19 protein-coding genes are annotated in these 24,346 nt (G+C 44.2%); 4 read left to right on the top strand and 15 right to left on the bottom strand.

Annotated features, from left to right (window positions below; all coding sequences use genetic code 11):
• Positions 1–157: 157 nt before the first annotated feature.
• The 6 genes from secA to ACOMA8_RS09605 form a co-directional block, all read right to left on the bottom strand.
• Complete coding sequence (gene secA, locus ACOMA8_RS09630) at positions 158–2,668, bottom strand: preprotein translocase subunit SecA (protein ID WP_421370316.1); 2,511 nt, start codon at positions 2,666–2,668, stop codon at positions 158–160.
• A 253-nt stretch (positions 2,669–2,921) separates the two neighbouring features.
• On the bottom strand, positions 2,922–3,476 hold the full coding sequence (gene hpf, locus ACOMA8_RS09625) for a ribosome hibernation-promoting factor, HPF/YfiA family (protein ID WP_161899454.1): 555 nt from the start codon (positions 3,474–3,476) through the stop codon (positions 2,922–2,924).
• A 143-nt stretch (positions 3,477–3,619) separates the two neighbouring features.
• Positions 3,620–4,303, bottom strand: a complete 684-nt coding sequence (locus tag ACOMA8_RS09620; protein ID WP_161899453.1) for a ComF family protein — start codon at positions 4,301–4,303, stop codon at positions 3,620–3,622.
• On the bottom strand, positions 4,300–5,631 hold the full coding sequence (locus ACOMA8_RS09615) for a DEAD/DEAH box helicase (protein WP_421370313.1): 1,332 nt from the start codon (positions 5,629–5,631) through the stop codon (positions 4,300–4,302). The genes ACOMA8_RS09620 and ACOMA8_RS09615 overlap by 4 nt, the downstream gene beginning before the upstream one ends.
• A 131-nt stretch (positions 5,632–5,762) precedes the next feature.
• Entirely contained in the window at positions 5,763–6,083 is a 321-nt protein-coding gene (locus ACOMA8_RS09610; protein WP_161899451.1) for a PTS sugar transporter subunit IIB, read from the bottom strand.
• 204 nt (positions 6,084–6,287) lie between these two features.
• Positions 6,288–6,572, bottom strand: a complete 285-nt coding sequence (locus ACOMA8_RS09605; protein ID WP_161899875.1) for a DUF7662 domain-containing protein — start codon at positions 6,570–6,572, stop codon at positions 6,288–6,290.
• A 166-nt stretch (positions 6,573–6,738) separates the two neighbouring features.
• Here ACOMA8_RS09605 and ACOMA8_RS09600 point away from each other — a divergent pair, with 166 nt between their 5' ends.
• Complete coding sequence (locus ACOMA8_RS09600) at positions 6,739–7,401, top strand: YigZ family protein (RefSeq protein WP_421370310.1); 663 nt, start codon at positions 6,739–6,741, stop codon at positions 7,399–7,401.
• Positions 7,402–7,778: 377 nt separating this feature from the next.
• Here the strand turns inward: ACOMA8_RS09600 and ACOMA8_RS09595 are convergent, their stop codons facing one another.
• Together ACOMA8_RS09595 and ACOMA8_RS09590 are read right to left on the bottom strand one after the other, a co-directional pair.
• A complete protein-coding gene (locus ACOMA8_RS09595) occupies positions 7,779–8,486 on the bottom strand; it encodes a GntR family transcriptional regulator (RefSeq protein ID WP_161899874.1) in 708 nt (235 codons plus the stop codon).
• Between the two features lie 301 nt (positions 8,487–8,787).
• Complete coding sequence (locus ACOMA8_RS09590; RefSeq protein ID WP_421370308.1) at positions 8,788–13,032, bottom strand: acyl-CoA dehydratase activase-related protein; 4,245 nt, start codon at positions 13,030–13,032, stop codon at positions 8,788–8,790.
• A gap of 175 nt (positions 13,033–13,207) precedes the next feature.
• Here ACOMA8_RS09590 and ACOMA8_RS09585 point away from each other — a divergent pair, with 175 nt between their 5' ends.
• Positions 13,208–13,813: a TetR/AcrR family transcriptional regulator gene (locus ACOMA8_RS09585; RefSeq protein ID WP_161899448.1), complete on the top strand. Its 606-nt coding sequence runs from the start codon at positions 13,208–13,210 to the stop codon at positions 13,811–13,813.
• Between the two features lie 82 nt (positions 13,814–13,895).
• Positions 13,896–14,051, top strand: coding sequence for a hypothetical protein (locus tag ACOMA8_RS09580; protein WP_202622180.1), 156 nt, complete (start codon positions 13,896–13,898; stop codon positions 14,049–14,051).
• Between the two features lie 316 nt (positions 14,052–14,367).
• Here ACOMA8_RS09580 and ACOMA8_RS09575 read toward each other — a convergent pair whose 3' ends face one another.
• From ACOMA8_RS09575 to ACOMA8_RS09545, 7 genes are all read right to left on the bottom strand, one after another.
• Complete coding sequence (locus ACOMA8_RS09575; protein ID WP_421370306.1) at positions 14,368–16,473, bottom strand: heavy metal translocating P-type ATPase; 2,106 nt, start codon at positions 16,471–16,473, stop codon at positions 14,368–14,370.
• A 223-nt stretch (positions 16,474–16,696) separates the two neighbouring features.
• On the bottom strand, positions 16,697–17,458 hold the full coding sequence (locus ACOMA8_RS09570; protein WP_421370304.1) for an ABC transporter permease: 762 nt from the start codon (positions 17,456–17,458) through the stop codon (positions 16,697–16,699).
• Complete coding sequence (locus ACOMA8_RS09565; protein WP_421370302.1) at positions 17,455–18,216, bottom strand: ABC transporter ATP-binding protein; 762 nt, start codon at positions 18,214–18,216, stop codon at positions 17,455–17,457. The genes ACOMA8_RS09570 and ACOMA8_RS09565 overlap by 4 nt, the downstream gene beginning before the upstream one ends.
• Before the next feature lie 326 nt (positions 18,217–18,542).
• The gene (locus ACOMA8_RS09560) at positions 18,543–19,745 is read right to left on the bottom strand and encodes a glycosyltransferase family 4 protein (protein WP_421370525.1); all 1,203 of its coding nucleotides are present in this window, start codon (positions 19,743–19,745) and stop codon (positions 18,543–18,545) included.
• A gap of 166 nt (positions 19,746–19,911) precedes the next feature.
• Positions 19,912–20,850, bottom strand: coding sequence for a YihY/virulence factor BrkB family protein (locus ACOMA8_RS09555; RefSeq protein ID WP_421370300.1), 939 nt, complete (start codon positions 20,848–20,850; stop codon positions 19,912–19,914).
• 45 nt (positions 20,851–20,895) lie between these two features.
• A complete protein-coding gene (map, locus tag ACOMA8_RS09550; protein ID WP_421370298.1) occupies positions 20,896–21,660 on the bottom strand; it encodes a type I methionyl aminopeptidase in 765 nt (254 codons plus the stop codon).
• Between the two features lie 288 nt (positions 21,661–21,948).
• The gene (locus ACOMA8_RS09545) at positions 21,949–22,518 is read right to left on the bottom strand and encodes a TetR/AcrR family transcriptional regulator (RefSeq protein WP_161899442.1); all 570 of its coding nucleotides are present in this window, start codon (positions 22,516–22,518) and stop codon (positions 21,949–21,951) included.
• Positions 22,519–22,762: 244 nt separating this feature from the next.
• Between ACOMA8_RS09545 and ACOMA8_RS09540 the strand changes: the two genes are divergently transcribed.
• The gene (locus ACOMA8_RS09540; protein ID WP_161899441.1) at positions 22,763–23,998 is read left to right on the top strand and encodes an aminopeptidase; all 1,236 of its coding nucleotides are present in this window, start codon (positions 22,763–22,765) and stop codon (positions 23,996–23,998) included.
• Positions 23,999–24,346: the final 348 nt, after the last annotated feature.

The following is a 24,346-nucleotide window of genomic DNA, read 5'->3' as shown; positions in this document are numbered from 1 at the left end:
TCTAAACTGATTATTCTCCCATTGCCCCAACGATTCTTCGAAAAAAGTAATCGCACTTGAGATTTTTTCATTAAAACAGGCTGGTAAAAGCACCAGCCTGTCTACATCCTTCGATTATTGTGACAGCTTTGGCGAAATTTGTCAAAAGGTGACGAACTTACAAGCCTTTGCCGTGACAATTTTTATACTTCTTGCCGCTGCCGCAAGGACATGGATCGTTTCGACCAACCTTTTCCACATGAACTGGGGCTTGTTTTTGCGTCTGTTCTTCTTCTGGCTGTTCCGGTTGGCCTTGTGCTACTTGTTCCCGTTGAACGTTTTGACGGATCTCAGCTTTCATAAACAGACGGGTTACTTCAAATTCGATGGCACCAATCATGTTTTCAAACATGTTGTAGCCTTCTGTCTGATATTCAACCAATGGATTGTTTTGACCATAAGAACGCAAACCAATGGATTGACGCAATTGGTCCATCTCGTCGATATGGTCGGTCCATTTGGAGTCAACCACTCGCAAGATCACAACTTTTTCAAATTCCAGCAGCTGTTCTGGAGAATTCAACTGTTCTTTTTTCTGATTGAAGATTTCTTCTGCACGACTGTAAAGTTCATCTTTAATCTGTTGTGCATCTTTGTCTTTCAGATCTTTTACTGTGATGGTATCTTCATGGACCAACGTATTACCGGCAAAGTCCACGATTGCTTCTAAATTCCATTCGGGCTGTTCCAGCTGCGTATGAGCATCCACGGCCCGCTCAATTGTGCGTTTCACCATGTTCATCAGCGTGCGATTCAGATCTTTTTCTTCCATGATGACTTCTTGGCGCTGACCATACATAACTTCCCGCTGTTCACGCATCACATCATCGTATTGCAAGACGTTTTTACGAGTGTCATAGTTGTTGCCTTCCACGCGTTTTTGAGCACCTTCGACTTGTTTGGTGATCATTTTGGACTGGATTACTTGATCTTCTTCAGCCACATTCAACCTTTCCATGAAGGATTTGATGCGATCAGAACCAAACCGTTTCATCAAGTCATCTTCTAAGGACAGATAAAATTGGGAAACCCCTGGATCACCTTGACGACCAGAACGTCCCCGCAACTGGTTATCAATACGACGAGATTCATGGCGTTCAGTACCAATGACTGCCAAGCCACCCAACTCAGCCACTCCTAAACCTAATTTGATATCGGTACCACGACCGGCCATATTGGTGGCGATGGTTACTGCACCTTTTTGTCCAGCATTCAAAATGATTTCGGCTTCTTTAAAGTGATTTTTTGCGTTTAACACTTCATGAGGCACTTGTTCTTTATCCAACAAATTAGAGAGTAATTCAGAAGTTTCCACTGCCACGGTACCTACCAAAACCGGCTGGCCCTTGCGATGACGATCCTTGATGTCTTGAACGACTGCTTTAAACTTGCTGTCTAAAGATGGGTATAACAAATCTGAGCGGTCATCACGAATCACTGGACGGTTGGTTGGAATCTGAATGACTTGCATGTTGTAGATTTCACGGAACTCTTCTTCTTCAGTTTTGGCCGTACCGGTCATCCCTGCTAATTTTTTGTACATCCGGAAGTAGTTCTGGAAAGTGATAGTAGCCATCGTTTTGGTTTCGTCTTCAATCTCAACGCCTTCTTTGGCCTCGATTGCTTGGTGCAGACCATCTGAGTAACGACGTCCGTCCATGATTCGCCCGGTAAATTGGTCAACAATCATGACTTTACCCTCTGTCACCACGTAATCAATGTCTCGCAGCATGATAAAGTTGGCCCGCAATGCTTGATCCATGTGGTGAGTCAAGGCGGTATTTTCGATGTCGTACAAGTTATTCAAACCAAATGTTTCTTCAGCTTTTTCAATCCCAGCTTCGGTCAATCCGATAGTCTTAGATTGAATATCAATCTTGTAGTCTTCTTCATTTTTCAGACGTTTCACAAAATTATCCGTACGGGTATAAAGGGCGGTGGATTTTTCTGCTTGACCAGAAATGATCAACGGGGTCCGAGCTTCATCCACCAAGATGGAGTCAACTTCATCCACCAAGGCAAAGTTCAACGGCCGTTGCACCATTTGGTTGCGATAAACTACCATGTTGTCTCGCAAGTAGTCAAAGCCCAATTCGTTATTGGTGCTATAAGTGATGTCACAAGCGTAAGCCTCACGTTTTTCTTCTGCGGACATGGCATTAGTATTCAATCCAACTGTCAAACCTAAGAAGCTGTACAGTTCACCCATTTCCGTTGAGTCACGAGTTGCCAAGTATTCGTTGACAGTCACCACGTGAACGCCTTCGCCACTCAATGCATTCAAATAAACCGGCATCGTTGCTGTCAAGGTTTTCCCTTCACCGGTACGCATTTCGGAAATATTCCCATCATGCAATACGATACCACCCATGATTTGTACGTGGTAAGGATATAAACCTAGGACACGACGGGCACCTTCACGAACGACAGCAAAAGCTTCTGGCAAGATGTCATCCAATGTTTTACCACTTTTCAGTTGCCCCCGAAACTCGTCTGCTTTGTCGCGCAGTTGTTCGTCTGTTAAAGCAGCCATTTGATCGGCATAGCTTTCGACTTTATTGGCGATAGCGTCTAAGCGCTTCAATTCTTTTTTATCATTTTCAATAATCTTACGTAGGAAATTGGCCATGTAGTGATGATTCTCCTTTAAGTCAAATTGTTTCAATGCAGAAACTCTCCAGACTATTTTATCATTACTTTTCTACAAATGAAACAGTTAGAACAAGCTTGGAAGCTCTAAAGTACAAATTCTTAAAACTCTGAGGACTCCACCATCATTTCACAGTTTCTTTGACAACGAAGAAAGCCTCCACTGTCCCCCGATATGGCTGTTCAAAACGCAAAAAACGGGGACGCTGTGCGCCCCCGCGGTACTGTTAGGATCAGTCAGTTTCAATCAAGCCATATTTGCCGTCTTTGCGACGATAAACGATGCTTGTTCCGTTAGTTTCAGCATCTTCAAAGATGAAGAAATTGTGACCCAACATATTCATTTGCAGCACCGCTTCTTCGCTGTCCATTGGTTTCAAGGACAAACGTTTAGTCCGCACGATATCCAAATCGGTGCCATTTTCTTCTTCAGTCGGTTCATTGTTGAACAAAACTTGTGCATCGCTATTGGGAACACCGGTTTCACGGGATTTCCGATTGATTTTAGTTTTGAACTTGCGGATCTGGCGTTCCAACTTGTCGACCACCAAGTCGATGCTGGCATACAGATCCGGTGATGTTTCTTCAGCGCGCAATACCAGATATGGTAGTGGGATAGTTACTTCCACTTTCGCAGTTTTTTCGGTATATACTTTCAGATTCACATGAGCAGTTGCATTTGGCACGTCATTAAAGTAGCGTTCCAATTTTCCAACTTTCTTTTCCACGTAATCACGAATAGCATCTGTAACCTCGATATTTTCTCCGCGTACATTGTATCTAAACATAACAATTGCCCCTTTCATCTACCACTAAAGAAAGAACGAGGACCACTCTCGCTCCCTCTTCTTACTTTTATTATAGCGGACTCTCACTGTTTTGCAAACTTAAACGCTACCAATTTCAGTATATTCTTAACTACTCTTCTGCCTCAGCGAGCCAGTGAAAAGCTGCGAACCTCAGCTGGTTCATACGCCCATAAAAGTTCGGCTCCATGACGGATCGTTCGACCAGTAGTATAGACATCATCCACCAACAGGATTTTGCGTTTCGTGATGTGCTTGATGGTTGGCAAAACTTCATAGGGCTGCGGCATTTGCAAACGCTCTTGCCGATTCTTTTTTGATTGTGGCGCGCTGTGGCGACTGCGCACCAGCAATTCAGTCGTTTGGATACCGGCAGCTTGTAAAAACGCACTGGTCTGATTGAACCCCCGCTCAAAAAACCGCTCTTCTGACAGTGGAATCGGACAGATTAGATAACCATGATAAGCTTGTAAATGCTTTTTTACTTGCTGATTGAAGGTATGCCGCAAACGAAAGTCCCCAGAAAACTTATAACGACTCAACCATTCGGAGAATCCTTCATCATATTGAAATAATGCGTGATGATGCAACAAATGGGCCGGTCGTTGTGCTTGCCACCATTGACAATCCGGACAAGTACCTGTCACTCCCGACTTGCTGCAATACAAACAATTTGCAGCCGGATCAATCCGAGAAAAAAGTCCACTACAGTCCTTGCAGAGTTCAAAGTCTGAAAGTCGCCAAGGAAAAAGAAGCTCTTTGACCGTCAAATTGCGAATCACCGCTTTTTGACAATAGCCGCAGATCATCTTTTCGCCTCTTTTTTTGCCAATTGGTTCATTTGAATGATTTCCTTTATGGCTTTTCTGATCGCTAGTGTCTGTTCTTGAAAAAAGAAAAGCACACGGCCATTTCGTTGTGTTCCTTTACGATCCACTCGGCCAGCGATTTGCACCAACACGGACTTATTAAAGACCTCGTGTTCAGCTCCCATCACAACTACCGAAACCCTTTCAAAAGTTACACCTCGTTCCAAGATTGTCGTACACAAAAGGATATCCCACTGCTTGTTACGCAGCTGCAAAATCTTTTCTTCCCGCAGCGGATCCTGGGCAGAAACAAAAGTGATCTTTTTTTGCGGCAACTTTTCTTGCAAAACTTTTGTAATGTCCTTCATAAATGCGATATCTGGGCAAAAGAACAATACTTGGTTTTCTTTGAGTAGCTGTTCACAAATTCTCAGAACCCGCGCTAATCGCAAGGGATATTTGGCAAAATTTCGCCAATCCTCTAAAAAGAATAATTCCGGCACTACTAAAGGTCGGCGATGGTAACGCTGGGGTAGATGCAAAACTTGCCAGTTCTCACTTTTTGCTTTCTGTAAAAGGTTCTTCGTAGGTGTCGCTGTCAAACAAACCCGTACGCCCATCGGTTTTAGCGCTTGGGTCGTCCCAAATGCCAAAAGCGGATCGCCTTCATAAGGAAAGGCATCACTTTCATCCACTACCAACAGATCAAAAGCCTGATAGAAATGCAATAATTGGTGGGTCGTACAAACGAGCAAATCAAACTCCTGCCATTGCTCTAAGGCTTTTCCATAGCGCAACAAAATAGCAACGTCAGGAAAAGCTGCCACAAGTCTAGGATAAAGCTCGCGGCAAACATCGATGCGGGGACTCGCGATGGCAATCTGCTTGCCTTCATTAAGTGCATTCTCGATTAGAGGGTACAACATCTCTGTCTTGCCGGCACCGGTAACAGCCCACAACAACACATTTTCCCGGCTATCCACACAGCGAATCAGTTCTTCTGCCAGTCTGCTTTGTTGTCTGGTTAATTCCCCTAACCATCGACAGTGGATTTGAGGCTTTGTCTGAAGAACTTCCGCCTCCTTTTTTCGATGAATCGAAACCAGCTGGTCTTGATCAGTCAAACGACCATATAGCACACACCCCGGGCAATAATAACTTCCTGCAGGCAGCCGAACTTCCCGTAAAGAAAAATGGCTACCACAGCGATTGCAGTAGAGTTGGCCTTTAGTTATCTTCACAGCCTCTCTATATCGCACAGTCTCATCCGCAGCAGCTTGAATCATCACGCCTATTTTATACACTTCTTGTTTGCCATATATCACCATTTTTCATCCCCCACCTCACAAATAGGTACGCAAAAAAATAAGATGACTTGTCTTTTATAAAAGAAAAAACGGCCTTCCAAAGAGGAAGACCGCTTTTAATCCGACAAATTCGTCGGAAAAGCTTGCATTGATTATTTGTCGATGAGTGTCAGTGCTTGTTTCAACACGTTTTCGCCATTCATCATCCCGTAGTCGGCCATATTGATGATATCCAAAGGAATATCTTTGCCTGCCAAACGTTTTTCAAAGTCGCCTTTCATAAAACGAACTTGTGGGCCTAAAAGTAAAACGTCTACCGGTTTAGCTTCCAAGTTGTTATCGGCATCGGATGCGGAAACTGCAAAGATATCAGCATCTACTCCTTGTGCTTCAGCTGCCTTTTGCATTTTTGTTACCAGCAAGCTGGTACTCATTCCGGCAGAACATACTAACATAATGGTTTTTTTAGCCATGATCATCGCCCCTTCGATTTTGTAGGAATGCACTTACATTCCTATTACTCATTATAGTTTTTCTGTTATATTTGTCAACGTTCTAACGTTTTGTAAGCCTGGCAAAATCGGCAGTTATTCAGCCGGATTTATCTTAATTGGTACAAAGCCCACCAAATCAAGGCGTTTTCACAAGTAACAGCAAAAAAAGCCGCCAACTCGAGATTAAAACAGCCAACTGCTCTTAAGAAGTTTGTTAAAAACGGCGTATTCTTTCTCCAAATTGATATGAACTACTTCATATCCCGCATTAAGCCAGGCGTAAGCGCCTTTTTCCGGATGATTGTAGTCATTAGCCCACCAATCAGTCTGCGTTCGCGCCGTTTTTGGCAAGCCGGTAGCTGGAAATAACAATTCATCAAATTGGGTAAAGGTCAGGGTAACTTGCGATCCACCATTTGTTTTTAAATAATGTGTGATGATATCGTATTTTTTCTTGCGGGATGTCATATAATTCCCCTTCCTCAAAACCAACAACTGCCCAATTGGTAAGTCTTTACATCCATTATCACTGTTTTTCAAAAAGTTGACAAGCATTCCAATCAGGGTTTGCATTGCCAGCTGCTTTTTCCTATACTAAATTGAAGAATACACAAGTTGGTCAGAGGTGAAAGTGATGCGTGATACTTATCAAACAATCCGTGGTGACGGTCAATCCGAAATTGAGATCAAAAAATCTCGCTTTATTACTAGTTTGAAACGGGTCTATTCTGAAGAGGAAGCCAAAGCGTTTATCGCCGGATTGAAGAAGGAGCACTGGAAAGCTAATCACAACTGCAGTGCCTATCTCATCGGTGACAACAGTGAGATTCAGCGTTCTTCTGATGACGGAGAACCCAGCGGAACTGCCGGCATCCCCATGTTGGAAGTTTTGAAAAAAAATCAGCTAGTCAATGTCTGCGTTGTGGTCACCCGCTATTTTGGTGGAACTAAACTGGGAGCCGGTGGATTGATTCGCGCATATTCCCATGCGGTGTCCCAAGGTTTAAAAGACATTGGCCTAGTTATCGGTAAACTGCAACAGGAGCTTCGCTTGACGATTGACTATAGCTTATTAGGCAAACTCCAAAACTTTCTTGACAATGACTGGTTCACAAAAGACACATCCTTTGCCGAAAAAGTGACGGTTGTCTGTCTAATTGACGAGGATAAGACAGCCCTTTTTGAAGCCGCAGTAATCGACTTATTAAGCGGACAAGTAACGATTGACGTCGGCCCTACCAGCTACCAGGAGCTTCCTTTAGAAACTGCGAAGGAAGAGCTCTTTTTAGAAGATTAAACAGGGCTGTGACAATAGTTAAGTCACCGTTCCGTGAAGTGAACAATACCAAACGTGAGACCCCAAAAGCCGACGATCTTCCATTAAAAACGTTGGAAGATCGTCGGCTTTTCATTGCTAAAAATTTCAAATACAGACTTTCCTTGATTTACATGGTTGGTCATATTCTCTCTTCGAACTAAGACATCAAGAGGGTCACAAATTACCTCATCCGTATATTTTTTATTATTTTTGGTTAAATATCTGCTGTTTAGCACTTGGAAATTACTTATGTCACATTTTCTCTTTTGTCTTGCAGTTATTAGCAAAATTCATTTCTCTGGCTACTACACCAGATTCCACCATGATACAGGTAATTTCCTCATTTCAAATGGCGGCTATTTTTCCAAATAAAATTCGAAGCGATTGCCGACATATTGGGTCCGCACATATTCAAAGGGCTGCCCGTCTTCAAAGAAAGAAACTTGACGCATGCGCAAAATGGCATCTCCTCGTTTGATTTGCAGGTACTCAGCAATTTGTTCAGCGGCTAACATCGCTGAAATTGTCTGGTTGGCACCACCAATCTTATGGCCGCCTTTGTCTTCCAAGGTCTTATACAAAGAAGAAGTCACTTCGCCTTTACTGAAATCTTTAATCAAGCTTTCCGGGATACTGGCTACTTCAAAACAAATGGGAACATCATCGGCATACCGAACCCGCTCCATTCGCAAAATCTGTTCATTTTCCTGGAGTTGGAGTTTTTCCATTTCCGAAGAGCTAGGAGCCGTATAAAAATACGACACCACTTTGCTGGAAGGCACTCGCCCTTGTGAAAGCATGATATCGGTAAAACTGGTGGTTCCGGACATTTTTTCCTGAACCTTTTGGCGAGCAACGTAGGTTCCTGAACCGATTTTACGTTCCAAAATCCCTTCATCAGCTAACGTCTGAATGGCTTGACGTAAAGTCATGCGGCTGACACCAAACTGTACGGATAAATCCCGTTCAGAAGGCAATCGATCACCGATGTTCCAGAATCCGCTTTCGATTTTATTTTTAATCTGGTCGTGAATCTGAATATATACTGGTAAGTTATCTGACACCATTTGCACTCTCCCTGAGTTTTATAATGGATTTATTATAACTGGTATATACCTCATTAGCAAATGTTATCGTGTCATCTTTAAGAAGCCGTAACAACACAACAGTATAGCAATCACTTTCTGAGAATAGAAAAGACCCGAACCCAGCGACTGAAATGAATGATTCCAAGGGATGCCGGAGACATTCCTTAGAATTCTAGCAACATTTCAACTCAGGTTCGGGATAGGTTTAACCGTTAGTTTTTCTGCAAGTTCTGCTTTTACTCACCTTCGAAAAAAACAGTCCCTCATTTGGTACATCTCAAACTTTGACTTGCTCTGCTTTCAGCGTCTTATTGGCAGTCGCCATCATCAGACGAATCCGGTTCAATTGATTTACCAAGGAAACCCCTGGATCGTAATCAATAGCCGCAATGTTGGCTTTCGGATACTGATGACGCAGCTCCTTGATGACACCTTTACCTACCACATGGTTTGGCAGACATCCAAAAGGTTGCATACAGACAATATTGTGAACGCCTGATTTCAACAGATCAATCATTTCACCAGTCAAAAACCAGCCTTCCCCTGTATGATTGCCAATGGAGAGAATCTTGCTGGCATCATCCGCCAACTGATAAATGGAATGAATTCCGTCGAATCGTTCAGAGGCGCGCAAAGCCTTGTCCATCGGTTTTTCCACAACCTCGATAATCTTGATGGCGAGCTCCGCCAAAATTTTACTACGTTTGGCCATCCCCAGGTTTTGATACTTCCAAATCTGGTTGTATAGGGAGTAGTTCATGAAACCAATAATGTCTGGTACCACCGCTTCGGCACCTTCTGCTTCCAGCAAGCGTACGATGTCATTGTTGGCAGTTGGTGAATATTTCACCAAGATTTCGCCAACGACACCGACTCGCGGTTTGACTTCATCCGTCAATGGCACGGTGTCAAAATCGCGAATGATCTTTTTCATGTTGCGATTGAACTGAGTCAAGGAACCGTTGCGAACATTTTTGGCTACTTTTTTCAGCCAGGCTTCGTGAAGCTGGTCGATTTGGCCCTTTTGCATTTCATAAGGACGGGTTCGGTAAACCAACCGTTCAAAAAGATCTCCGTATAAAAAGGCCACGATGATTCGTTTAAGCATCGGCAGCGTGAATTTAAAGCCAGGATTTTGCTCGACCCCTTTATTCCCCATGGAGACTGAAACCACAGGAACTTGTGGGAAGCCGGCATCATTCAGAGCTTTTCGCAGCAGCGGAATGTAGTTGGTAGCCCGACAACCGCCACCAGTCTGAGTCATCATGACACTGGTGTTGTTCAGGTCGTACTCGCCACTTTGCAAGGCTTCCACCAGTTGCCCAATAGAGATAATTGCCGGGTAACAAGCATCATTGTTAACATACTTCAAGCCGACATTGATTGCTTCTTTGTCTTCTGAAGGCAGACAAACAACATCATAACCGGAAGCTTGTAACGCCAAGTCTACCAAACCTTCTTGATGAATTGGTGACAGCATTGGCATCAAAAGCGTATGGCGTTTGGCCATGTCTTTGGTAAAGACGATTTTTTCCGGCTCTTCATAGCGCTTGGTTGGTGTGAAATCCATCTTGTCCCGCTCGTTGACTGCCGCTTTTAAGGAGCGCAACCGAATTCGGATGGCCCCTAAGTTTGAGCCTTCGTCAATCTTCAATACGGTATAAATCTTGCCGTACTGATCCATAATTTCTTCTACTTGGTCAGTGGTTACTGCGTCCAACCCGCAGCCAAAAGAATTTAATTGAACCAATTCCAATTGTTTGGATTTTGCTACTACTCGAGCAGCCGCATACAGACGGGAATGGTAGACCCACTGATTGACTACCCGCAGATTCCCTACATCGCCCAAATGAGAAATGCTGTCCTCAGTCAATACGTGGAAGCCTTCTTGTGTGATAACTTCTGCAATCCCGTGATTGATTTCCGGATCCAAATGATACGGACGACCAGACACCACGACACCCCGCTGATTTTTGGCGGTCAGCATGGCTAGCGTCTCTTCCCCTTTGCGGCGAATGTCCGCTTTGAATTTTTCCAACTCTTCGTAGCCATGATGCAAGGCCTGACGGATCTCATTTTCCGAGATATTCAAATCAGCAAAGTTTTTCGCCAATACACTACCGACAGACTCTTCATCTGACAAATTGATGAAGGGATTGCGGTAATCAACTTTCCCCTCACGAATATCGTCCACGTTGTTACGAATCACATCCGGATAGCTTTGAACGATAGGACAATTAAAATGATTGTCGGCCTCAGCAGATTCCTGTCTTTCAAAAACCACACCAGGATAAAAAATCATTGGAACCTTTTCATCAATTAACGCTTGGATATGGCCATGTGCAATTTTGGCAGGATAACAAGCGGTATCACTTGGGATAGTCTCCATTCCTTGTTCGTACAGCTCTTTATTGGAACGAGGCGACAGCTGAACCCGAAAGCCCAGATCACTGAAAAACGTGTGCCACAAAGGATAATTTTCATACATATTCAGGACTCGTGGAATACCTACGATTCCACGAAAGGCCTCTTTTTCCTTCAACGGGCGGTATTTGAACAAGCGCTTGTACTTGTAGTCCACCAGATTGACTTTACGCTGGCTGCGGTCAATCTTGATTCGGGCCCCTCGTTCACAACGGTTACCGGTAACAAACTGACGCCCGTCAGAAAAAATGGTGACTGTCATCATGCAGTTGTTTTCGCACAATCCGCAATGCGTAAATTCTTTTTCAGCGGTGAAGCTTTGCAGCTGTTCTTTGTCCAGAATCGTACTTTCATCTCCAACCTCGGCATTTTCCAAGGCAATGATAGCTGCTCCATAAGCGCCCATCAAACCGGCAATGGAGGGACGGACCACTTGCCGACCACTGATTTCTTCAAAGGCCCACAGCACCGCTTCATTATAAAATGTCCCCCCTTGGCAGACAATTTTGTCTCCCAATTCTTCCGGACGGCGAATTTTGATAACTTTATAGATGGCATTTTTGATTACAGAATAAGACAAGCCGGCGGAGATGTCAGCAACAGTCGCTCCTTCTTTTTGAACCTGTTTCACTTTGGAGTTCATGAAGACTGTACAGCGAGAACCCAAATCCACTGGTGCTTTGGATTTGCAGGCTTCGACTGCAAAGTCTTTGACATCATAGTTTAGCGATTTTGCAAAAGTTTCAATAAAAGACCCGCAACCAGAAGAGCAAGCTTCATTCAACTGAATAGAAGACAAAACGCCTTCTTTGATGGTCATCGCTTTCATGTCTTGTCCGCCGATATCAAGAATGAAATCAACCCCCGGCTGGAAGTGATTGGCAGCTTTGTAGTGAGCCATCGTCTCGACTTCCCCGATGTCGACCTTCAGCGCATTTTTGATTAAGTGTTCCCCGTAGCCGGTAATCGCTGCCTTGGCGATATAAACATCTTCTGGCATTTTGCCGTACATTTCTGCCAAAACCGCCATCGTTGTTTCCAGCGGCTGGCCTTCATTGTTGCCGTAATGGGAGAATAAAATCCGACAAGCATCGTCAATCAAGATGACCTTAGTGGTGGTAGAACCCGCATCAATCCCCAAATAAGCAGCGCCTGAATGCGTAGCCAGCTCTTTTTCTTCAGCCGTTGCTTGTGCGTGGCGGGCACGAAACTCCGCCAATTCTTCTTCACTGGAAAACAACGGCTGCAAGGTATCACTGGGTTTTAGTTGACTTTGATCGCCGGAATCCAATGCTTCCAAAAGTTGAGAAAGTGTCTTTTCATCGGCAGTTTCCGCATAAAAAGCCGCACCCATAGCTACAAACAGCTGAGGATTTTCCGGGAAAACAACATTTTCTGGTTGAATAGCTAGCGTTTCGATAAAGCGTTGACGCAACTCTGACATGAAAAATAGCGGTCCACCTAAAAATGCGACGTTGCCTTTGATTTTACGTCCAGCTGCTAAACCGGCAATCGTCTGATTGACGACGGCTTGAAAAATACTCGCCGCAATATCCTCTTTGGCAGCTCCTTCATTGATCAATGGCTGAACATCCGTTTTGGCAAACACGCCACAGCGAGAAGCAATCGGATACAGCTGCTTATAATTTTTAGCCAGCTCGTTGACACCATTGGCATCCGTCTTCAAAAGAACCGCCATCTGATCGATAAAGGCACCGGTCCCACCGGCACAGCTCCCGTTCATTCGTTGTTCCAGGGCACCTTCAAAAAAGGTAATCTTGGCATCTTCGCCCCCCAGCTCAATCACGACATCGGTCTGAGGAATCACCTCTTCTACTGTCCGGGTACAGGCAATTACTTCTTGAACAAAGTCAATGTCCAAGACGTCTGCCAGCCCCATCCCCCCAGAACCGGTGATATTCATAGCAATCGGAACATCCCCCATCAAGTCCCGTGCTTCATTCAAGATTTTTTTTGTGGCAGTTTTCACATCGGAAAAATGCCGTTCATATTTTGCAAATACTGATTGATTCTGCTCGTCCAAAATTACCAGCTTCACTGTGGTAGAGCCCACATCGATCCCCGCTCGTAGTTTCATGTTTACATACCCTCTTACTTTTTAATTGACAGTGTGTTGAATATCTTACGCGATGTTTGATATAATACTCATGTATATTTTATAGACTTGTGAAAAAAATGACAATACACAATAAACAGCAATCTGTGATTTAAACAACACATTGTCGGATTCTGTCGGAAAAGAAAGGAATTTCATGAAGAAAACCGATTTACGCGTCAAACGTACGAATAAAATGATCGTCGAAGCGTTTATTCGCTTAGTAGAAGAAAAAGGCTTCGAACAAGTCACCGTACAGGATATCGCCGAAGAGGCCATGATCAATCGCGCGACGTTTTATGCCCACTACAAAGACAAACAAGATCTCTACGAAAGGATCTTTGACTTGGCGATTGAAGCCTTCACTTCCGTTTTATCCCCTACCGATTTATTGCAGGGCAATCGTCTGCGGGTCAAACAGATTGAATTTCTCATGACCCACATCTATCAAAACATCCAAAAAAACAGCAAGTTTTACCTGACTGTCATGGACGGGGCTTCAATGGAAATCTTGCGCAAAAAAATCGCCGATATTTTGTACGAGCAGTACGCCCATATTTTTGACCGTCTGAAAATCACCGAAAATGACATTGAAGTGCCGATGGATTTCATCATCGAGTACATGACCTCCATCTTTATTGGCACACTGCATTGGTGGTTGACCACTGATTCGGACATGACCCCAGATCATTTGGCAAAGCTGGTAATCAAATTGGTGGGCAATGGTCATTTGACTGTCCTTGGCATCGAGATTGAGGGCTGACTTCTTATCAGTTGCCTGAAAAGCCGACTTGGGCTACGATTATCAGAGAGGCTAAAACTGAGTTATACGAGGAGGATGCAATATGAAAATCAAAGAAGTTGTCGCTGATACAGCCGAGCGGGTTCGTTACATGTTGAAAAACAATGACTATATCGTAAACATTGACAAAAAAGGGGTCGATGTCAAAAAGACTCGTCCCACAAAACATACGATTAAATGGCGCTCTAGAAACCATTGATACGCAATAAAAACCGAGCATAAAAAATGACTGATTCTGTAAACTAGACCTTCGTATAAACCATTAGGAGCGGTGGCAGTTCTGGGGCTGTGATAATCCTCCAGTCCAGTCACCACCCGGCGAAGCGAACACTGCCAACTATCAGATACTAGTAAAAAAAGACAAGCAACTTTCCTTCAAGAAGAGTGGAAGTTGCTTGTCTTTTTTATAAATATTTCAGCTGACTACTCAAAAATGAGCCCTGCCGCTGCTTCGTACTTGTTATCCAGCTCCAGTCATGTGCTTTTAGCACCAGAAATGTTTTCAGTTGGTTGAATCACTTCACTCGTAAACAACGCATCGCATTTAGGACTGCTAAAAGTGTCACACCCACATCAGCAAAGACGGCAACCGCCATTGACGTATACCCCAATGCTCCTAAAACCAGGACAACCGCTTTGACACCCAAAGCAAAGAGAATATTTTCTTTGACGATTTTTAACGTCTTGCGGGAAATCTTGATTCCTTGGGTCAACTTGGAAGGCTGATCGTTCATAATGACGATGTCTGCCGCCTCAATTGCAGCATCACTTCCCAGTCCGCCCATAGCTACACCCAAATCCGCCGTTACCAACACAGGGGCATCATTGATCCCATCCCCTACAAAAGCGACTTTTCCTACAGACTGTGCCATGATTTCTTTCAAATGACTGACTTTGTCCTCTGGTAGTAAGCCGGCAAAAAAGCGGCTCAAACCGAGTTTTTGAGAAACTGCAGCAGCAACTTTGGGACTGTCGCCGGTCAGCATGATTGTTTCTTTGACACCTGCCGCTTGTAAGCCGGTGATTGCTTCCTTAGCATCCGACTTGATCTGATCATTGATTACTAACAAACCGGCATAATTTCCATTGATGGCCAGATACAACACGGTTCCCACAGCATCATTTTCAGGATAAGTTACCCCCAGCATCTGCATCAATTTTTGATTTCCGATAGCAGCTAATTTTCCGTCAACGACTCCGGTGATTCCGTGACCGGCGACTTCTTTCAGGTCAGCCACGCTAGCCACTGATTCAGAGGCCGCAGCCTGCATAACTGACTGTGCAATAGGGTGACTGGAATGTTGTTCCAATGCTGCCGCATAGTATAGAATTTCTTGGGTAGGAAGTGGTCCGGAAACTGATTCTACTGCAAATTTACCGGCAGTCAACGTCCCCGTCTTGTCAAAGACCACCGTATCGACATTGGCTAGCGTTTCTAAGTGATTGGAGCCTTTAACCAAAATCCCCGCTTTACCGGCACCACCGATTCCTGCAAAAAAGCTCAAAGGCACGGAAATCACCAAGGCACACGGACAAGAAATCACTAGAAAGGTCAATGCCCGATACAGCCATTCTTTAAAATCTCCTCCCAAAAACAGCGTTGGAATTGCGACTAAGAGTACCGCCAAACCCACTACCGCCGGCGTATAGTAACGAGCAAATTTGGTAATAAATTTTTCAGCCGGTGCTTTTTGGCTGCTGGCGTTTTCCACCAACTCCAAAATTTTAGAAACCGTTGATTGACCATAACTGCGGCTCGTTTTTATCACAAGGCGCCCATCTTGGTTGATCATCCCACTCAAAATTTCATCACCTGTCGCTAACTGGCGGGGCATTGATTCGCCGGTCAAAGCTGAAGTATCTACACTACTGCTCCCTTCTTCAATCAGCCCATCTAGTGGGATTTTTTCCCCTGGATTAACCACAATCAAACTGCCCACCTCAACGGCAGACGGTGAAACTTCTTTTTCAACACCATCGGCTAATAAACGCGCAAAGTCTGGTCTGACATCCATCAATTCCCGAATGTTCTTACGGGAACGATCCACAGCGAAGTCTTGGAAATACTCGCCAATTTGATATAAAAACATGACCGCAACCGCTTCAGGAAATTCACCAATAGCTAATGCACCAATCGTGGCAACAGTCATCAAAAAATTTTCATCAAAAACTTCCCCGTGGAAAATATTCATGACTGCATTTTTAACGATATTGCCACCGATCAAAGCATAAACGACAACATAGGCAATTACCCGTGGCAGACCGATTGGATTGAGCCACAAAAGCAGTGCCAGTGCCAGCCCTGTGACTATTATTCGCCAAAGATTGCCGTTTTCACCGCCGCTATGCTGATGGTCATGAGTATGCCCGTGGCTGTGCTCGTTTTGCAAACCTTCACTTTCTGTGGGAACAACTGCAACATCTGGTTCAAGCTGCCCTATCAGTTTATATGCCTGAGCTTCAACAGTTGGCAGATTCTCTTGTTCACAGGTAATTGACATTTTTTGACTCATAAAATCGACATTGGCTGTTTTTACACCATCTACTTTAGTGACTGCCCGCTCGATTTTTGCCGCACAATTGGCACAGTCCAGGCCTTTTAAATAATAACTCTTTTCCATGTATAGTTCCCCCTCTCTATAGGTTCTCTTCATTCAAGAGAACCACTCGCACTTAAAGCGAATACATGAATATCTGTTCATTTGTATTATAAATGAACAGAGGCTCATATGTCAAACTGTTTTTGTTGTATTTACAAATTTTCACAGGTTAGCTAATTTCGCTAAAAAAGACTGCCCACAGCCAATCCTGCAGTCAGTCTTAGAATATCTTTCTCTTTTTCAATTAATGATTGCGCCAACGCATCGTTTTATCCGCCAGTACATCCAATAATATAAACAGAATCAACCCCAGCAAACTCAGCAGCAAAATGCCCCCATACATCGCTGGGTAATCCATACGCATCCAAGCATCCATGATGAAATAGCCCATTCCGTATTCAGTTCCATAGTTTTCTGTAAAGAACAATATCGAAATGGCTGTGCCCAGAGAAACTCGGGAAGTACTAAAGACTGCCGGTAAACAAGCCGGCAGGGTAATCTTGTAGAACAGTTTGCTCTTTTTGCCACCGATACACCGATACACATCGTAATAATGTGCCGGAATTTCCAGCACCGCATCTCGCACGGCAACCAGTACCTGAGGAGTTACAATTAAGACAATCATGATGATCTTCGAAAGATCCCCCAAGCCCCCCAATAGCATTACAATAGGCAACAGTGCCATTTTGGGAATCGGGTAAGTCAAATAGATTAAAGGCGAGAAGAAACTTTGCCATCTAGGAAGGCTCCCCATCAGCAAGCCCAGCAAGAACCCCAATAAAACAGCCACTCCCATTCCTATAGCAATTCGATACAGACTGGCAGTCACATGCTGCAGCATTCCTTTGGAGAACAGCAACGGCAACTTTTCCAAAACCGTGATTGGCGATGGCAGGACCGTTTTTTGAACTAACAGACTGGCAATCAGCCAGATGCCAAATAAAAAACAAAGTGCTGCGACAAACCCAAAAGAGGTACGATAACGAGTCATAATTTTCTTTTTCATAACAGCTGCCCCCTTAGATAGGTTGCCGCCGCAAACAGCTCTTGTGACTGGCGGGCATGCTCCAAATTTTCTTTGTCAGTCAAAGGAGAAGTCATGATTTCTTTGATTCGGCCAGGTTCTTTAGCCATAACGATTACCCGGTGCCCCACTAGGAGGGCTTCGGTGACATCGTGGGTAATAAACAAGGTTCGCGTGGGCCGTTTCAACCAGTTTTTGATAAACAAATTTTGAGCTTTGTCTCGCGTTAAAGCATCCAAAGCAGAAAAGGGTTCATCCATCAAAAGCAGTTGACTGTCGCAGGCAAAAGCCCGAGCAATCGCTACTCGTTGCTTTTGGCCACCACTCAACTGTCCAGGATAGCGACGACTTTCGGACTCCAATTCCATGTCTCGAAACAGCTGACGGATATCTTCTTCCTCAGTAAGAGAGAGTTTTTTGGTCTGGCGACTGATTTTTGCAGCTTCCGTCACAGCCTGCCAAGCAGTCTGCCACGGCAGTAAACCGTAATCCTGGGGTACGAGTGCAATACGGTGTTGCCGGGGGTCATAAGGATTGCCTCCCAACTCCAAGCTGCCAGTTGTCGGCTGTAATAAGCCTGCCAACAGCCGCAGCAAAGTCGTCTTGCCAGCTCCAGATGGGCCAATCAAGGTATAAATTTCTCCAGAAGCAAGGCCCAGCGAAATCTCTGATAAAATCGTCTTCTCTTCGGTTCGGTAACTAATATTATTCAAACTGAGGTCAGTCTGTGCAGCTTCCAAAGCTGATTCCTCCATTCAAGACAGATAAAAATTTCAAACGGGCAAAATTGCCAGCGTCTTTTCTGTCAAATCAGTTGCTATTGTATCATTGTTAGACTGAAAAAGGGACGAAAAAAAGGACTTTCATCCATGAACTTCACAATTCTAGGAGAATGTAGTATCGAGTTGAGAAACAAAGCGAACTTCTTTAGAAGACCAACATGAATAACCGTCGTCCCCTACATTGAAAAAAGCCTCCGCAAAATAGCGGAAGCTTTAAAGTAGTGTATCAATCCTCGATTTTAAGCTATCTTTTCTAAGGTGATGACTCCTTTTAGAAGCCCCTTTTATTGCTTGTCAGGCTCATGGTCCTTATCATCAGAGCTGCCTGGTTTAGAAATCCCAGGCTCCTGATCCTTTAGCTGTTGGGTATCGTGGTTTTCTGTCTGCTCTTGGTCCTCAGCTGTTTCCTCCCGATGCATCACATGTTGGCGATAACTGCGATTTCCTAAAAACTTCAGCGCCTTCATCAAAGGCTGTCGATTTTCACCAACTAGTCCAATCAGTTCAATAAATAATTCCAGTCCAATAACAGTGCAAATAATCAATAAGATCATGGCTTGCGTGCTGGCGTAATTCATCAACAAAGCTATAAACGAAAAGACCAACGCCAGCGCATAGATGGTTAAAACTGCCCCGCGATGGGTAAAGCCCAAGGAAATTAAACGGTGGTGCAGGTGCATTTTATCTGCGGAAGAGATTTTCTGTTTATTGAACTTGCGACGAATCATGGCGTAAACAGTATCTGTAATCGGTACCCCTAAAATCAGCATCGGCGTCAAGATTGAGATAAAAGTAGCATTTTTCAAACCGGACATGGAGACAATAGAGATCATATAGCCGAGAAAAAGCGCACCTGTGTCCCCCAGATAGATCGTTGCCGGATAGAAATTGTAAGGGAAAAAGCCCAAAATTGCGGCCACCAGCGTAAAGATAATAATGGTCGTTACCAAGCTGGCGTCTGGCAACAAGAAGAAAAAGGAAATAATCCCAATCGTTGACAAGCCGATGATGGAAACACCAGAAGCCAGCCCATCCAGGCCGTCAATTAGATTGACAGCGTTGGTCAAGGCGAGGATCCAAATAATCGTTACCGGTAAACTCAGCCAGCCTAGTTCAAACTTTCCGAAAAAAGGAAAGCTGATACTGTCCATCTGGATACCAGCTACGAAATAGGCTTCCAAGGCTGCCAACGTAATCCCCAGCGTTTTTTGCCAAGGCTTTAGTTCTCGTACATCATCAATTAACCCTGTCAAAACAACGATTGCCGCCCCTAATACGATAGGTCCCGTGACTTTGTACAATTGAATGTCCTGAAAGCCAAAGAGCATCGAAATCGAAAAAGCCAAAAAGATACTCAGGCCCCCGGCAGAAGGCATCGGCTTTTTATTGATTCGCCGAGCATTTGGCATATCTACCGCACCAATCTTAAAGGCGAGAAGCTTGACTAAAGGGGTCAAAACCAATGACAGGATCATCGTGATGAACATTTGAATGATGAATTTAAAGGCAAAATGAGGCACGTCGATTTCTCTCTTTCTGTAGATAAATAGTCTGTCGCAGATTCACGACTGAATATTCAACAATATAACAACACAGTAGTGTAACCAGATTTGGCTGTAATTAGTAGTTCCCTGTAAGCCGAAGCAAGAACTATTAGCTGTCCGAATCATTGCCGCTATGTTCGCTGAACTTATTGCTGATTTTCGAGGTGAGCTTTGAAACAGGCCCTTTTCGCTCCGCTACTTCTCCTCCGGAACGATAAGCTTCGATGACTGCATTCAAAATGCCACCTGCCAAGATGATTGTAGATGCCAAGTTAAGCCAAAGCATCAAGACAATAAAACTCCCGATGATCTGATAGCCGCTGACTTTGGAAGCAAAAAAGCGGGTGTACAAGCCAAATAGCTGACCTAATAGCATCCAACCCACTGTCGCCACCACTGCGCCAGGAAACGCCGAGCGGAAGGTGACTTTGGCGTTGGGCACCAACCAGTAGATAATCATCATAATCGCTAGTAGTGCGATAATAGTCACTGGCCACTTGAGGGTCTGAAAAAGACCAATTATGCCTTCTGAGAAGCCAAAAATCGGCTGCAAGGCATCCAAAATACTCTTACCCACACCAAGAATCAGTGTTACCCCGATGATTCCCAGAAACAAAAAGACGATGATGACCACCGAAACCACCCGAGTCACAATAAAGTTATCCCGACCATCGACTCCATAGGCCTTGTTCAAAGCGCCTTGTAACGCATTGATACTCTGACTGGCAGACCACAATGTAGCCAAGGCCGAAACCGACAAAAGCCCGCCGGAACCTTGCGTCAGCAAGCTGGTGATAGCAGGTCCTAAAAAACTGTAGATTTCTTTAGGAATGATGTTTTCGATGTAGGGAAGCACATCGTTGGGGTCGATATGTAAAAACGGCAGGATATTTCCTACCGCAATCAAAAGCGGAAACAGCGACAACAGCAGATAGTAAGAAACTACTACCCCGCTGTTGCTCAATTCCGCTTCTGAAAAACGCTCTTTGCTGATTGTCAAAAGCGTCATTAATCGTTTGTTATTTTTGATTTTTTCTACCAGTTTCATTGATCTCCTCCAAAGTTCAGTGCAGCTTTGCGAGGAGCTGAACCCTCAATATGTTCCTTCTTCACCTTGGGAAGTCAGGATCATTGGCCCCTCTTTAGTGATAGCGATGGTGTGCTCGTATTGGCAACTCAAACCGCCGTCCAATGTGTAAGCCGTCCAACCATTCGGATCCATCTTCATTTTCCAGGTTCCTGTGTTGACCATCGGCTCGATCGTGATGACCATTCCTTCTTTCAAACGCAAGCCTTTGCCTGCTTCACCGTAATGAGGAACAGCGGGTTCTTCATGAATTGTTGGACCTACGCCATGGCCGATAAAATCACGGACAACCGACAGTCCTTGGGCTTCTACATACGTTTGGATAGCATGACCGATATCCCCGATACGCTTACCGACTTGCGCCTGCTCAATCCCCAGGTACAGTGCCTTTTTAGTAACAGCCATTAAGTGATCCAACTCTGGGTTACTTTCCCCCACTACATAAGCCCAGCAGGAGTCAGAAATGCCGCCTTTCAAGTCGATACACATGTCAACTTTGATCAGATCGCCATTCTTCAATACTTTCTTACGAGGAAAACCGTGGCAGATTTCAGTGTTGATGCTGCAACAAGTGGCATACTCGTAGCCCTCAAAACCAATCTGGGCGGCGATGCCTCCGTGAGATTCGATATACTCTCTGACAAACACTTCGATATCCCAGCTGGTGATACCAGGTTTGATAAAGCTGCGGAGCTGTTTATGGACATCAGCCAAAAGAGCACCGGATTCTTTCATTGTCTCAATTTCTCGTGGTGATTTTAATGTTATCATATTCTGTTCAGACTCCTCTTATAAAATCGTTCTTATTCTATCATAGGAAAGATTTTTGCGCCAATTTTGCGGAAAAATAACCAAGCTGGCTATTAGTTCTTTTAAATTGTCTTTTAAAAACGTCTTTTAAAATGCTGTGAGCCATTCAACAACTCCCCACGGCAAGGAGGCCAGCTCTTACTAACAGTTCCATTAAAACCAATCTAACTGAAAATAGCTTGACTCAAATAGTGCAAGCAAAATACCACAAAAAACCGGCAACCTTCAAGTTGCCGGCTCATTTTGAAATCAAGACACCTCAATTGTTTCTTTTCGATCTAGGATTCCTTGAATGCTTTCTTGCATCAGACGAATAATTTGCTCCTCAGAAGGATTAATAATTCCTGAAGACATCAATGCTGCAATCCCAGTTGCAATAATCCAAGTCCCAGTGTGGAGTGATTCGATCTCGTCTTCAGTCAAGTCTTTAAAATCTGGATCTGAGCGCACCAAATTCTTATAGAAAGCATAAGAAAACTCCTGCATCTCACGACCGCCACCGTACTCTTCCAAATACATCGCCCGGTACAACCGACGTTCTTTAGTCGCAAATCCGATGTAATTTAAAGCCAAGTCGACAATCTTTTCCCCTGTATGTTCCACTGGAAATACTTCCGTTGCCAAATAGTCATGGACCTTTTTGATCAATGCGCGTTTCAGATCCTCCATGTTCTTGAACTCCAAGTAGATTGGCTGCGTAGAACAGTTCATTTTTGCTGCAATATTACGAGCAGTAAAGCGGGAAAATCCCTCAGTTGAAACAACGGCATAAGCCGCATCCAAAATCTGCTCTCTTGTTATTGTCTTTTTTCTTGCCATACTTTTTCTCCCCTACAAGTTATGTACATCGCTTACATTTCAGCTGTCTTTATTGTATCATGTTTTTTTTTTAAACTCAAAACCAGTTTCGAATTTTCGTCATTTAATCTTTAAATAATTCGTTATTAACACAGACCTTACCAATTTTTTGACAAAAAATACGCCAGCGTCCTTTATTGTTGTTCCAACAGCGCCACAATGTTATCATAATTTTGTTTATAATAATTTATTTCGGAGGGATATCATGACTGAATCTACCTTTATGAAAAACTTAGAAAAATACGCACAATTGATCGTAGAAGTCGGCGTCAATGTGCAAAAAGGGCATACGATTGTGTTATCGATTGCAGTAGACCAAGCTCCTTTGGCTCGCCTAATCACTAAAAAGGCCTATGAACTTGGAGCAGCGGAAGTGGTGTTGCAATGGACAGATGACAAAATCAACAAAGAATTTTTCCTGCATGCAGCGGAAGACCGCTTGACTGACATCCCCCAATACATCGTTGATCGCGGCGATGACTGGATTGCAAAAGGAGCTAGTCGAATCAGCGTTGTTTCATCCAGTCCAGATGCCTTGGCAGGAACAGATACCGACCGGGTAGCTAAATACCAAGCAGCTTCCGGAAAAGCATTGAAAAATATCCGGCAAGCAACCCAAGCCAACAAAATCAGTTGGACAGTCGTAGCTGCAGCTGGCGAAGATTGGGCACAAAAAGTCTTCCCTGAACTTTCCGCCGAAGATGCCCAAGCTAAACTCTGGGATGAAATCTTTAAAACCACCCGCGTCTACAGCGATGACCCTGTTGCTGCCTGGAAAGCCCACGATGAAAAACTAGCTTCAAAAGCAGCCGAATTAAATAAAGAACAATTCACGGCACTGCACTACACGGCACCGGGAACGGACATCACTATCGGTCTGCCAAAAAACCATTTGTGGGAAGGTGCCGGCAGTTTTAATAGCCGCAATGAAAAATTCATGGCCAATATGCCAACAGAAGAAGTCTTCACTGCTCCCGATAGCCGCCGTGTAGATGGTGTCATTTCAAGTACCAAGCCACTGAGTTACGCCGGCAATATCATTTCTGGAATGAAATTCACGTTTAAAGACGGAAAAGTTGTTGAATTTTCTGCTGCAGAAGGTCAAGATGTCTTGGCAAAACTGTTGGATACCGATGAGGGAGCAAAACACTTAGGCGAAGTCGCGTTGGTTCCTGATCCTTCCCCTATTTCACAATCTGGCATCATCTTCTTCAACACCTTGTTTGACGAAAATGCTTCCAACCACTTGGCCTTTGGTTCTGCTTATGCTTTCAACCTGCAAGGCGGCACCGAAATGACAGAGGAAGAATTAGACGCTGCTGGTTTGAATCGCAGCCACACCCATGTAGACTTTATGGTAGGTTCTGATCAGATGAATATCGACGGAATCAAAGCAGACGGCACCTTGGTTCCAGTCTTCCGTAACGGTGACTGGGCATAATCGGGCGAGCCGATTTTCTACCTGACGTTAATTGAATTTAGCAATACCTTATCAAAGAAGTGCTTTATCTAGCCGAAGAATACGGACCACTCACGGGAGACCGCCAACTGGTTACTTTCCCTGAGCTAAACCGTGTCCTCGGCTTTTTACATGAGAAAATTCCAGTAAAGACCTATTTTTTCCACATTCCTAGAAGCGAGCCGCTAACATTCGGGATCTACCTAAAATTTGGCTGATTCGAGAAGTGGTTGAAAAGGAAAAATAGCAACTGGCGACATTTTTTGGTAGAATTGACGAGAACAGTTCTCAATTACTGTATCACTGAGTATTTGCCCTATTTACTGATGA

Source organism: Enterococcus infantis (assembly GCF_049166715.1).
GTDB lineage: Bacteria > Bacillota > Bacilli > Lactobacillales > Enterococcaceae > Enterococcus_C > Enterococcus_C leclercqii.
Note: the sequence above shows the minus strand (reverse complement) of the source record. Positions and strands in the feature narration are given on the sequence as shown.